Source organism: Agrobacterium sp. NPDC058088 (assembly GCF_042885035.1).
GTDB lineage: Bacteria > Pseudomonadota > Alphaproteobacteria > Rhizobiales > Rhizobiaceae > Agrobacterium.
In genome coordinates this window covers 102543-115451 of the sequence record NZ_JBHVSU010000012.1, presented here as the reverse complement: position 1 = coordinate 115451, position 12909 = coordinate 102543, and the positions used below count along the sequence as shown (strand labels likewise).

Genomic DNA, 12909 nt, shown 5'->3' with positions numbered 1-12909 from the left:
CAAACCTGAATGTTCGACCATTCATATCCCTTAACAGAAAGCTCCTCCGCACAAGCGTCGAGGAGCTTTTTGCGTTTCTGATCCCTGTCCAACGCCCAAGCAAGACGCGCCTCAAGATAAGCGTGCTGCTTCTGTGCCTCAAACGGCTTCTCGAGAATGGTCGAAGCTCCATCGCAGCCAGGATGCTGGCGATCCGACCGTGGACTGAGAGCGATGGCCCGCACCCGATAACATTCGAGTTTATCGTCCAGAGGAGTGGGCGACATTGAGAAGGAAAGAATGAAATCCATTTGGGCGAATTTCCGTTCTGCGGCTATCGCTGTGTTACTGGTTGGCGTGTGATCGCTCGGTCATGTCACGCATGACTGACCTTTCGAGACAAACCGCCCATGGCATGCACTACTCGGTGCTCCATTTCGAAGACGTCCGTGGAGGTCCTCTTCGCATCGGCAACCCGGAATAAGTTATAACTAGGGATGATGATCACCGTGTCCGCGCATTCGCTGAGGTGCTCGATCTCTTGCTTGCGCCGTCCGGATTCGTTGCGTACCTTGCGCGCAGCACGCGCGATAACGGGTATGCATTTCCACCTGTTTACGACCGAAAATCTGGCATGCCTTCGGCGTCCGACCCGATGTCTGGTCGTGAACTGGGGGCATGCGGTTAGCGCTATTTTCTTCTGATATCCCTGCGGCTTCGGCTGAGCCAAGCCAGCTATCGGCGACGAATATCCAAAAACTGTCTGTTAGTCGCTACTATGTCGGTCAGCAATGCGCCGGACCTCGCTTGCTGCTGCATCGAGTATACTCGTCGACAGCAGTTCATCCTCGATGATCCGGGACAGCGTCACCGCACCGACCATCATGGACAATATTGCCATGGCCTTTTCGCTTCGAGTTTCATCGTCAGCACCTCCGATGAGTTCTTCGAGCACCTCGAAATGCGCCCGGATACCATCCTCAAACGGGCGACGAACTTCGGCAGTTTGACGCGCCGCGTCGGCGCCGAGAGCAACAAGCGGACACCCTTCGGCCTTCTCGCCACTATGATCTTTGGAGAGGTAGAAGCCGATAATCGATTCCAGCGGATCTGACGTGTCTGCTGCGGCATCAGACCACCTTCTCGTGGCGCTCTCGAGAGCACGCCGTGATGCGAGCGCCGCAAGATCGTCCTTTGATGCGAACTGCTTGTAGAATCCACCCTGGGTGAGGCCTGCCCCCTTCATCAGGTCTTTCAGGCCAATCCCGTCGAAACCATGCTCTCGAAACAACCGGCTGGCGACGTTGATCACTCTCTCCCGATTTTCTTCTGCCTGTACGCGGCTCACTCGCATGTGGACCTCCAATTAGATTTCATTTGACATCTATATATATTTTAGAGTTAGAGTGCAATCTAATATTTTTGACTAGGCCGTCAATAAGGGGCGATGAAATGAAACGGAAACTTGTTGTCACTGCAGCAGCAGTGCTGGCTCTGGCCGCAGGCGGAGCCGCAGCACTGCTGCTTCCGGCGCAGGCACCAGAGGCAAAGGCTGCCGATCCCCGGACCTTGGCGCCACTGGTCAACCTGGCGACGGCCAGGCTTCCTGGCAATTCGAGCAGCAACTTTACCGGAACCGTTGGTGCCCGGGTCCAGAGTAATCTCGGCTTTCGCGTTCCCGGCAAGATCGTTGAACGTTTTGTCGACGTCGGGCAGCAGGTAAGCGCTGGACAGCCTTTGATGAGGCTTGACGAGACTGATCTTCGCCTTGCTCTGACCGCCAAGCGAAACGCTGTCATTGCAGCACAGGCGACGTTTGTCCAAGCGAATGCAGATGAGAAACGCTTTGCCGTGCTGGTGAAGACCTCTGCCGCCTCGACGCAGCAATATGAACGATCGAAAGCTCTGCTGGATTCGGCAACGGCACAGTTGGCCGCCGCTCAGGCTGAGGCCAATGTTGCCGAAAACGAGGCCAGATATGCGGTTCTTGTTGCCGATGCAGATGGAACCGTTATCGAGACGCTCGGTGAGCCGGGTCAGGTGGTAACCGCCGGGCAGCCGGTTGTCCGGCTCGCGAAGTCTGGTCCGCGCGAAGCGATTGTCTGGCTTCCCGAAACCATGCGTCCTGACATTGGCGTTCAGGCCTCCGCATCGGTTTATGGCAGAAACAATGTGGAAAAGGCCAAGCTGCGCCAGATCTCCGATTCCGCCGATCAGCAGACCCGCACTTATGAAACGCGCTGGGTGCTGGAAGGGGGCGCTGCAAATGCGCCCCTCGGGGCGACCGTCACCATCGAAATCGAGAACAGGGATGTGCAGAACCATGCCGAACTGCCGATAGGCGCGCTGTTGGATGACGGGACGCGAACAGGCGTCTGGGTGATCGATCAGCAATCTTCCGTCGTGAAGTTCCGTGATGTGAACGTGGAGCGGGTGGGCGAAGAGAATGTGATCGTGACCAACGTCAAGCCGGGAGAGCAGGTCGTTGCGCTTGGCGCACATCTTCTGAAGGATGGAGCGCAAGTTCGCACCAGCATTGGGACAAAAGAGGCGGCAAACTGATGAACCTCAATCTGTCCGCCCTTGCGGTTCGCGAACGCGCCGTCACGCTGTTCTTTATCGTCCTTCTGTCGCTTGCCGGCGTCTATGCCTTCGTCAAGCTAGGACGCGCTGAAGATCCCTCCTTTACCATCAAGACGTTGACGGTCACGACTGTCTGGCCGGGCGCAACCGCGCGCGAGATGCAGGATCTCGTTGCCGAGCCGCTGGAGAAGCGCATTCAGGAATTGGCCTGGTACGACCGGGTCGAGACAACGACGCGCCCCGGCTTTGCCTATCTTACCGTCACGCTCAAGGACAATACGCCGCCACGCGCTGTCGCCGAAGAATTTTATCAGGCGCGCAAGAAGCTCGGCGATGAAGCCAGAAACCTGCCGCAGGGTGTTCTGGGACCATTCGTGAACGATGAATATTCCGACGTCAGCTTCGGCCTTTACGCTCTCAAGGCGCAGGGCATGCCGATGCGCGATCTCGTCCGGGAAGCGGAAAAGATCAGGCAGGATATGCTCCATGTTCCCGGCGTGAAGAAGATCAACATTCTCGGCGAACAGCCGGAGCAGATATTCGTAGAGTTCTCCTATGAGAAGCTCGCCACGCTCGGCATATCACCTCAGGACATTGCCGCAGCGCTTCAACGGCGCAATACCGTTACGCCCGCTGGCTCGATAGATACGCAGGGTCCGCAGGTCTTCATTCGTCTCGACGGTGCCTATGACAGTATTCAGTCTATCGCTGAAACGCCCATCGTCGCTTCCGGCCGTGCGTTCAAGCTTGCCGACATTGCTGAGGTACGCCGGGGTTATCAGGAGCCGGCAAGCTATGTCATCCGTCATAACGGCGAGCCGGCCATCATGCTCGGCGTGGTCATGCAGCAGGGCTGGAATGGTCTGGAGCTTGGCAAGGCGTTAGAGCACCGCTCCGGCCGGATTGCACAGTCATTACCCCTTGGCATAACACTGACGAAGGTCAGCGATCAGGCCGTCAACATTGACGCGGCGGTGGGTGAATTCATGGTGAAGTTCGCCATGGCCCTCGGGGTCGTGCTCTTCGTCAGTCTCATTGCCCTCGGCTGGCGGGTGGGCATCGTCGTGGCTCTGGCCGTTCCGCTGACGCTCGCTGTGGTCTTCATCATCATGCTCGAGACGGGGCGGTTCTTCGACCGCATCACGCTCGGTGCATTGATTCTCGCACTTGGCCTGCTTGTCGATGACGCCATCATCGCCATCGAGGTGATGGTCGTGAAGATGGAAGAGGGCATGGACCGCATCAAGGCGGCTGCCTATGCCTGGAGCCATACTGCGGCACCGATGCTGTCGGGCACGCTTGTGACCATTATCGGCCTGATGCCCGTCGGTTTCGCCGCCTCTGCGGCGGGTGAATATGCCGGCAACATCTTCTGGATCGTCGGTTTCGCACTGATTGTTTCCTGGTTCGTGGCGGTGATCTTCACGCCCTATCTCGGTGTAAAGCTGTTGCCCGATATCAAGCCGGTAGCAGGCGGTCATCATGCGATTTACGATACGCCGAACTACAGACGCCTGCGCGGCGCGATCGAATTCACCGTCAAGCACAAGTTCCTGACCTGTGCCGTGGTCGGCGTCGTCATGGCGCTGTCGGTCGTCGGGATGGGTGCGGTGAAGCAGCAATTCTTCCCCACATCGGACCGTCCTGAGGTTCTTGTCGAAGTTCGCATGCCTGAAGGCACGAGCATCGAAACGACGACAGCCACGGTCAAGAAGCTGGAGGCCTGGTTGAAGCAACAGCCTGAAACCAAGATCGCGACCAGCTACATCGGCCAGGGTGCGCCCCGCTTCTTCTTCGCCATGGCGCCCGAACTGCCCGATCCTGCCTTTGCGAAGATCGTTGTGCTGACATCCGACGCACATGAGCGTGAGGTGCTGAAACTTCGTCTGCGGGAAGCCGTTGCGCAAGGGCTGGCGCCCGAGGCATTCGTGCGCGTCACGCAACTCGTCTTTGGCCCCTATACGCCATTCCCCGTCGAGTTTCGGATCAAAGGACCGGACGCCGAAGAGCTGTACAAAATCTCCGAGCAGGCACTTGCTCTCATGAGCTCGGTACCTGACGTCAGAAATGCCAACCGTGACTGGGGTAACCGTACACCTGTTGTCCGGTTCGTTCCTGATCAGGATCGCCTGAACCTCATCGGCATGTCGTCCGCCGATGCTGCCCAGCAGATACAGCTCCTGCTGAGCGGTGTTTCGGTTACGCAAGTTCGTGAGAACATCCGAAACGTTCCCGTCGTGGCCAGAAGTGCCGGTGAAATCCGCCTTGATCCTGCAAGGCTCGCCGACTTCTCGTTGGTGACGAGAGACGGTCGTGCGATCCCGCTCGATCAGATCGGCCACACGGAGGTGCGCTTCGAAGAGCCGATCCTCAAGCGTCGTGACAGAACGCCTGTGGTCACGGTCCGGTCCGACATTAACGAGGCCACACAACCGCCGGAGGTTTCGCAACAGGTGATGACCGCTCTTCAGCCGCTCATTGCATCTCTGCCTTCTGGCTACACGATCGAGATGGGTGGCAACATCGAGGAGTCACTTAAGGCGAATACTGCCCTGGTGAAGGTGTTCCCAATGATGATCGCAGCGACCCTGATCGTCATCATCCTTCAGGTCCGCAGCCTGTCGACAATGACCATGGTGATGCTGACGGCACCGCTCGGTCTTGCAGGCGTCGTGCCGACCCTGATCCTGTTCAACCAGCCTTTCGGGTTTAACGCGATCCTGGGTCTCATCGGCCTGGCGGGCATCCTCATGCGCAACACGTTGATCCTCACCGAGCAGATCAAGGAAAACAAGGCTGCGGGTCTGGACGACTATCATGCCGTGATCGAAGCCACGGTGCAGCGAACGAGGCCCGTCATCCTGACAGCGCTTGCCGCGGTCCTCGCCTTCATTCCCCTGACGCATTCGGTTTTCTGGGGCTCGATGGCCTACACACTTATCGGCGGAACGGCGGTGGGCACGCTTATCATCCTGCTCTTTCTGCCGGCACTCTACGCCGCATGGTTCCGCATCAAGCCGCCCAAGGCAGAAATCTATTCGACGGAGCACGGAAACACGGAAAGAGCTCAGCTCTCCCTTGCTGCGGAATAGCCGACCTGTTCCTGCCGTTCAAACTCCAACGCCTCTTCCAGTACAGAATCCCCGTCGTTCGCATAGGCAGCGGGGATCGACCGAGGTTTTCACCTCTGCAACCTTGAGCGAAATCGGTGCAATGTTCTTTGCACTTTCGGCAGAGGCGTTGCCGCCATCGGCCTGTTTGAGAGAGGGAGGCGGATATGCAGCAGTTTTCGGGCGTTACTGGTTCTGTCGTTGGCCAGACAGGGTTCCGGCATTCCACGCCTGGGGTGCAGGCAGGACGGGTGGCTGACCCTCTTGCCAGACATGCACCGTCATTGTGAGTGTCACGCCGCCGACGCTTGCGACCGTATTTTCCAGAACTTCGAGTGTCGAACCGTCGCGTGTTGAATTCACATAGGTCACAATTCGCGACTTCCCGGCAATTCTGGCCTGCGCCAACCGGGCGTCGGACAGTTGCTTCGCCCGGTCTCCAAAGCTTGCGATGATGCCGTCGATCGAAGATTGCTGAGATTGCAGCAGTGCAGCCGGATCGTAGGTCGTCTTTGCGCTGAACGTGGCGATTTGTCTGATCTCGTCGGCTGCTTCGAGTTTCCAGACGGTGCTTGTCGGGACGAGCATACCCTTCAACTCTTCATTGCCTTCAACCGTCCATTCCCGTCCGATATCGGTCGTGAACGCTTCTGAAGATTGCCCAAGCGCAAGGATCATGCTTTCGGGCGCAAGAACGTCGATAATTGTGAGAGGGTTACTTTTGACGGTCTGGAGCATACGGGAGGCCGTGCTGTCCGGCGGAGAGGTGGACAGTAGCTTCTCCATATTGGCAAGGATCTGATCCGCGCCGACCAGCGCCGTGGGGGTGCCGCTCAGGTCGGTCTCGAATTCCACTTGCTGAACACCGTAGGCGGCGAGCGAATTGCGAAACATGGCGTTCATGGGATAAGAATCCGCCGCGTCCGCCGCATCCGGCGGGATATCAGCGGAGAGCCTCCATCGCACCCGCATGCCCTCGTCGTCCCGCGACAGCACCGTTGCCGATTGACGGAAGTCACCGCGCATGACAGCGGAGGATGCTCCCGGCTTGTCGAGCCAAAGCGACATATCGGTCTCGGTCGTCTTTTGAACGCGATAATGAAGCTCAGTCCCGATGGCGGGCGCGTAAGGCGGAACGGTCACACTCTCCGCCGCCTGCGCGGGGCCGAATTCCATGGTTGCCTGGAATGTCAGCCCGGCTGTGAGAAAGAGGCGAGGGACCAGACCTGTATGGCGCCGTGTTATATTCGTGCGAATTTGCGTGCCCTCCGGTTACGGCTTTCCCTACACCTGACATGCCGATTTTGGACTGTCTATCCCAAGTTCAACGCCATATGGCTTCCGTGGGTAGTGATTTTTGATCATTGAATTCTGTATTGCGTCGCAGTTTCGCTACCATTGCACGAATGGGGTGCTGCATCCCGGGCGGTTCGCACTGCATCCGCACGCTCCCGGGTTTCGGTGCTAGTTGATGCGTTGATTGGTTGCGGCATCGAACAAATGGATCGATGCCAGATCCGGCTGAACCTCGATGGTCGCGCCCGGCTGCGCTTGTACGCGCTCGCGGAAGACACCAATGACCTGGTGATGGCCGAGCATCATCGTGACCTGCGTTTCCGATCCCATTGGCTCCACCAGCAAAACGGTCGCGGTGAGGCCTTGGTTGACCAGCTCGAAATGTTCCGGGCGGATGCCGTATATGGCGTCGCCCGAGGTCGGGCCGGGCGGCAGGGGCAGGACGACGCCATCAGCCTCGAAGCCATTGGCAGTCAGTCGCCCCTTGATGAAATTCATCGCCGGGGAACCGATGAAGCCGGCGACGAAGGGATTGGCGGGCCGGTCATAAAGTTCGAGCGGCGCCCCGCATTGCTCGACCCGCCCGGCATTCATCACCACGATCTTGTCGGCCATGGTCATGGCTTCCACCTGGTCATGCGTGACATAAACGGTGGTGACCCCCAGACGCTGGTGCAGCCCCTTGATTTCGCCGCGCATCACCACGCGCAGCTTGGCATCGAGATTGCTGAGCGGTTCGTCGAACAGAAAAACCTGAGGATTGCGGACGATTGCGCGGCCCATGGCGACGCGCTGCCGCTGCCCGCCGGAAAGCTGTCGGGGAAACCGTTCGAGCAATGGCGTCAGCCCCAATATCTCGGCTGCCCAGCTCACCCGCTCGGCGATCTCGGTTTTGCTGCCGCCGCGATGTTCAAGCGAAAAAGCCATGTTTTTCGCCACGCTCATGTGCGGATACAGCGCGTAGTTCTGGAAGACCATGGCGATGTCGCGGTCTTTCGGCTCGATCTCGTTGACGACACGGCTGCTGATCGAGATATCGCCGCTGGTCACGGTTTCAAGCCCTGCGATCATCCGCAGTAAAGTGGATTTGCCGCAGCCCGAAGGGCCGACGAGGACAACGAATTCGCCATCGGCAATATCGATGTCGACACCATGGATGGTGGCGAATGCGCCATAGCTTTTCTTGACGGATCTAAGGGTAACGGGTGCCATGGTCAGCCTTTCGATTAGCCTTTGAGGCCGGTATGGGCGAGGCCTTCGACGAATTGTTTCTGCGCAACGATGAAGACGATGAGGACGGGGATGGCGGTCATCGTCGCGGCGGCAAGCTGGATGTTCCACATCGGTCCGCCGTAGGCGTCGGTAAATTGTGTCAGCGCCTGGGGCAGGGTGAACTTGTCGGGGCTGGAAAGAAAGACGATGGGTTCGAGATAGAGGTTCCAGCTGCCGAGAAAGGTAAAGACCGCAACGGCGGCCAGCGCCGGACGGGCAAGCGGCAGGGCGATGGTCCAGAATATCTTGAACCGGCCGAGGCCATCGACCCGGGCGGCCTCCTCCAGTTCCACCGGCAAGGAGATGAAGAACTGGCGCATGATGAAGGTGGCGAAGACCGCCGGCGCACCGAAGATCGGCACCAGGATCAGCGGCCAGTGTGTGTTGATCATGCCCCATTTGAGAAACATCCGGAACAGCGGAACCAGCGTCACTTCGGATGGGATGAGCAACCCCACCAGCACCACCATGAAAATGGCGTTGGCAAATGGGAACCTGATACGCGCAAAGGCATATCCGGCCATCGACGCCACTGCCATGGTGCCGATGGTGACGATTGCCGCGATATAGGCCGAGTTCCAGTATTGCAGCGCGAAGGGCTGTATTCTGAAAACGTCGGAATAGGACGAAAAATCAAAGGCGCGCGGCCAGATATCCGGCGGAAAGGCAAATATCTGGCTGACGGGTTTGACCGACGACGTGACCATCCACCAGGTTGGAAAAACGAAGGGGACAAGCAGCACGCAGAGTATGAAATAGATCAGCGTCTGCGCGCGTGGGCTGAGTTCAGTTTTCATAGAATACGAACTTTCTGCGCAGGTGCCATTGGATGAAAGTGAGCGCGCCGACAATGACCAGCAGGATGATGGAGAGTGTCGAGCCATAACCGAAGAGGTAGAACTGGAAGGCCTGCTGATAGAGGTAATAAACGAGAACCGTCGTGGAAAAACCCGGCCCGCCCTGCGTGAGGATCATGATTTGCGCAAAGACCTGCAACGCGCCGACGATGGTGACGATGGATGCGAGCAGGATCGTCGGGCTGATCATCGGCAGGGTAATGCGATAGAATTGCTTGAAGCGCGGCACACCGTCGACGCGCGCGGCTTCGAACAGTTCCCGCGGCACGCCCTGTAGTGCTGCAAGAAACAGGATCATGTTGAGGCCGAGATTCTTGAGCGCCTGCACGACGATGACCGAGATCATCGCGGTCGTTGGGTGGCGCAGCCAGTTGGGACCTTCGACGCCGATCATTTGCAGGAGGCCGTTGATACCGCCATTGTTCTGCAACAAGAAGCTCCAGACGATTGTCCAGGCAACCAGCGACACCACCACGGGCGAAAAGAACAGCGTGCGGAACACGGTCATGAAGGCCAGCTTCTGATTCAGGAGCAACGCAAGCCCCAGCGCCAGGCTCATATTGAGCAGGGCAAGTCCGGCCGAGAACACGGCGGTCACGGCCAGCACTTCGCCTATGGCCGGGTCGTTGAGCAGCTTCTGGTAGTTGGCGGCGCCGGTGAACCGGAACGATCCCGCCAGCACGTTCCACTCATGCAGCGAATACCAGAAGACCAGCACCAGCGGCACGAGCACAAAGACAACGATACCGATGAGTTGCGGCGCTATGAACAGATAACCGGTGGCGGCGTCTCGGCGCGCCATGGTCCAGAAGCCGCGCCGGGCCTCTTTCTGCGCCGTCTGGAGAGCAAGCGTCATGGCTTTTCTTCCTTATGCCTTTCGCATCCGCCGAAAATCGGATGACTACCAAGCGTCAATTGGCCGCCAGCAACGGGTCAAGACGGCCGCAAAGCGCTTGCAGGACAGCCGCGACATCGGCATCTGGTCGCCAGAGACCGTCGAGGCCAGCGCGAACGGTCTGTTGCAGCCGGGCAAAATTGAGAACCTGCTGTGTTGATTGGCCGGTGGCGACGCCACGAATGACCACGGCCTCTATCTGCTCGCGCGACAGCAACGGATTGGCGGCCGCGAGCACATCGGCAGTGAGCAGACTTTGCCGTGCCGGCGGGAAAAACCGCGCGAGCTTGGCTACATTAGGCTTGGAGGAGAAAAACGCGAGGAATTCCGCCGCGAGCTTCGGGTTTTTGCCGCTGGCCAGGACGCCAATGCCTGCCCGACCTGTAACGGCATAGTCACCTGCAGGTCCTGTAGGCAACGGCACGAGATCCCAGTCGAAGGCCTTGTCACCTTTTGGTAGCAACGACGCGCGGCTGATCTGGGTGGTCGTCATCGCCGCATCCCCGGCAAAGAAATCGGCCGAAACACCAGGGCCCGGCATGGCTTTCTTCACGAAGATCGCATCGTGGATGAAGCGCATGGCATCAACCATCTCCGGGCTGGCAAAAGCGCAGGATTTGGTATCCTTCGACCAGGGATAGGCATTCCAGCCGGTATAGACTTCGGCAAGGTTCTCCCAGGCCTTGTATTCGAAATCACGAATGATCAATCCCTGTTTGCCGGTGGCCGCGACTTTCGCTGCGGTCGCAATGGCATTGTCCCAGTTCCATTCGCCGGCAGCGATCATTTCGGCGGGTGTCTTTGCACCTGCCGCCCGGATCATGTCGTTGTTGACGAAGACGCCGAAGGGCGACGTCGAGAACGGATAGAGATATTGTACACCTTCGTAAGACCAGGCGGTGAGTGTTGCCGGGGGGAAGTCGCCCATGTCGTAACCTTCGGTATTGGCAAAGGTTTCGGTGAGGGGATAAAGCGCGCCGGCCGCCATGAAGTCAGGCGCGCTCGTGTCGAACAGCCAGGCCAGATCGGGAGGGTTGCCGCCGGCGATCTGGGTGGTCAAGGTGGTGGCATAGCCTTCGTATGCAAGCGAATCGTAGTTGATCTTGACGCCGGGATGGCTGGCCTCGAACTCATCGGCGATCTCATTGAAGAGGGCGAGATGGGCTTCGTTGGCGCTCCAGATGGCCATTCGCAATTCCTGCGATAAAGCCGGCGAAACCAGCCCGGATGTGACCAGAAAACCGGTCAATGCAATTTTCACTATACTCCTGCGCATGAATAATCCTCCCAGATTATACGTTTTGGCTAGTAGCCGCGAATATCAGGCCAATGGCGCTCCACCCCTTGGCGTTCGATGTGGGTGTGGAATTCCGCCAGCCGCTTTTCATCGGCATGTACACCGTGCGGCGTCTCGCCTCTGTCGAGGCAATAGGCCGCCAGCATGCCGGCCACTTCGCCGATGTTCCATTCCACCGGGTGCAGCCTGTAACAACCATTGGTGATATGCGTGGTGCCGATATTCTTGGATGCCGCCAGCAGGTTCGTTTTGTGGCGGGGGATAAGGGCACCCAGCGGAATTTCGAAAGGGCAGGCCCCCACATCGATATAATTATCACCGCCCGTCGAGGGGTGCAGGTCGATGCGATACATGCCGATACCGATGCTGTCAGGGTAATGCACCGCGCCGCGATCGCCGCGCACCGCCAGCGACAGATCCTGCTCGACCACCGTGGTCAGGGCACGAATGCGACGGCTTTCACGGATATAGGGCGCCATGGCCAGGCCATGTTCCGTGCCTGTAATGTCGCCGCGCAGGCGCAGTCCCGGAAAGCCCTGACCGCCATCCGGGCGAGGCGCTTCGGTCTGCATCCAGTAGAACATGGAATAGGACAGACTAGCCGCATCGGCCAGCCGCTCGGCATATTGTTCGGGGGTAACGTCGATGATGGGCGCCTCGAAATAATCGATCATCGGCCAGTTCACGAGGCAGATATCGCTCGCATATGCGCCGGGCCGAAATGTGTGGCGGGCGGCAATGCGGCGGAATATCCAAAGGCTCATATCGCCCGCGCTCTGTCGCTGGTCGGCAACGTCGCGTGTTGCGTTGTCGACCGGGTTGGGATCGAAGAACCGGCGGCTGCGTTCCAGTGTCCGCGGGTTGGGAGAGTCCCAGCTCAACAGCGGGCCGCCCCAGAATTCGGGAGCAACCTGCCGCCAGTGGTCATACCGGGCGGGCTTGTCGATGACATGATTGCCGTCAACCTGATCGACGGCGAAGCAGATCGATACGGCCTGCTGATTGTGCGGTTGCGCCTCGGCCGGCGCGCTCGGCTCGCCGGTTTCGGATTGGGCTTCGAAACCGGTGACATAGTCGGTCGCGGTCAGCGGCAGCAGATCGCCCAGTTCGGTGGCGTCGATGATGTAGCGGGCCGAGCAGGAAATGAGGTCGCCCGTATTGCAATGGCGCAGCGTCACGGCCTGCACGGTGTCGCCGTCGACCGCCGCTGATATCGGCTCATAGGGCTTGAGGATGGTCAGCTTGCCGCCCGCCGCGTAAGGCGCAAGCATTGCTTCCATCACCGCCAGCGAAACGCGCGGCTCGTGGCACAGGCGAGATACATTGCCTTCTCCGGGGTTGAGCGTCAGATCGGCCCGGGCGGCGTCCGTCAGCGGATAATGGTCACGGTAATATTGCCGCACACCCGTGCGCAGGGCGCGATAGCTGGCGGTGATCCCGAATTGTTCCACCCAGCTGTGCTCGTCGGGCGGCACGGCCTGGCTGGTCAGCTGGCCGCCAATCCACTCGAATGCTTCGGTCAGGATAACGCTGCGACCGTTGCGCAGGGCCCCGAGCGCCGCCGCCACGCCGCCAAGGCCGCCGCCAACCACAAGAATATCTGCATTGTATTCTCTCACG

The 12909-nt window shown here is 59.0% G+C and carries 10 protein-coding genes; 2 read left to right on the top strand and 8 right to left on the bottom strand.

The annotated features are described in order from the left end of the window. Together ACFVTJ_RS23035 and ACFVTJ_RS23030 are read right to left on the bottom strand one after the other, a co-directional pair. Positions 1-290, bottom strand: a 290-nt coding sequence (locus tag ACFVTJ_RS23035; protein ID WP_386910890.1) for a hypothetical protein, incomplete at its 3' end; no start/stop codon positions are given. 455 nt (positions 291-745) lie between these two features. After that, positions 746-1333, bottom strand: coding sequence for a TetR/AcrR family transcriptional regulator (locus ACFVTJ_RS23030; RefSeq protein WP_386910889.1), 588 nt, complete (start codon positions 1331-1333; stop codon positions 746-748). Between the two features lie 98 nt (positions 1334-1431). Between ACFVTJ_RS23030 and ACFVTJ_RS23025 the strand changes: the two genes are divergently transcribed. Together ACFVTJ_RS23025 and ACFVTJ_RS23020 are read left to right on the top strand one after the other, a co-directional pair. Continuing rightward, complete coding sequence (locus ACFVTJ_RS23025) at positions 1432-2541, top strand: efflux RND transporter periplasmic adaptor subunit (protein ID WP_386910888.1); 1110 nt, start codon at positions 1432-1434, stop codon at positions 2539-2541. Next, a complete protein-coding gene (locus ACFVTJ_RS23020) occupies positions 2541-5654 on the top strand; it encodes an efflux RND transporter permease subunit (protein ID WP_386910887.1) in 3114 nt (1037 codons plus the stop codon). The genes ACFVTJ_RS23025 and ACFVTJ_RS23020 overlap by 1 nt, the downstream gene beginning before the upstream one ends. Before the next feature lie 204 nt (positions 5655-5858). Here ACFVTJ_RS23020 and ACFVTJ_RS23015 read toward each other — a convergent pair whose 3' ends face one another. The 6 genes from ACFVTJ_RS23015 to ACFVTJ_RS22990 form a co-directional block, all read right to left on the bottom strand. Continuing rightward, a complete protein-coding gene (locus ACFVTJ_RS23015) occupies positions 5859-6848 on the bottom strand; it encodes a hypothetical protein (RefSeq protein WP_386910886.1) in 990 nt (329 codons plus the stop codon). A gap of 288 nt (positions 6849-7136) precedes the next feature. Then, positions 7137-8180 (bottom strand): ABC transporter ATP-binding protein, encoded by a 1044-nt coding sequence (locus tag ACFVTJ_RS23010; RefSeq protein WP_386910885.1) that lies wholly within the window; start codon positions 8178-8180, stop codon positions 7137-7139. A gap of 14 nt (positions 8181-8194) precedes the next feature. Then, positions 8195-9037, bottom strand: a complete 843-nt coding sequence (locus ACFVTJ_RS23005) for a carbohydrate ABC transporter permease (RefSeq protein ID WP_386910884.1) — start codon at positions 9035-9037, stop codon at positions 8195-8197. Then, complete coding sequence (locus tag ACFVTJ_RS23000; protein WP_386910883.1) at positions 9027-9953, bottom strand: carbohydrate ABC transporter permease; 927 nt, start codon at positions 9951-9953, stop codon at positions 9027-9029. The genes ACFVTJ_RS23005 and ACFVTJ_RS23000 overlap by 11 nt, the downstream gene beginning before the upstream one ends. Positions 9954-10008: 55 nt before the next feature. Beyond that, positions 10009-11268 carry an ABC transporter substrate-binding protein gene (locus ACFVTJ_RS22995; protein WP_386910882.1) on the bottom strand — a complete coding sequence of 420 codons (1260 nt, stop codon included), beginning with the start codon at positions 11266-11268 and terminating at the stop codon, positions 10009-10011. A 29-nt stretch (positions 11269-11297) separates the two neighbouring features. Further along, positions 11298-12908 (bottom strand): FAD-dependent oxidoreductase, encoded by a 1611-nt coding sequence (locus ACFVTJ_RS22990; RefSeq protein WP_386910881.1) that lies wholly within the window; start codon positions 12906-12908, stop codon positions 11298-11300. Between the last annotated feature and the right edge of the window lies 1 nt (position 12909).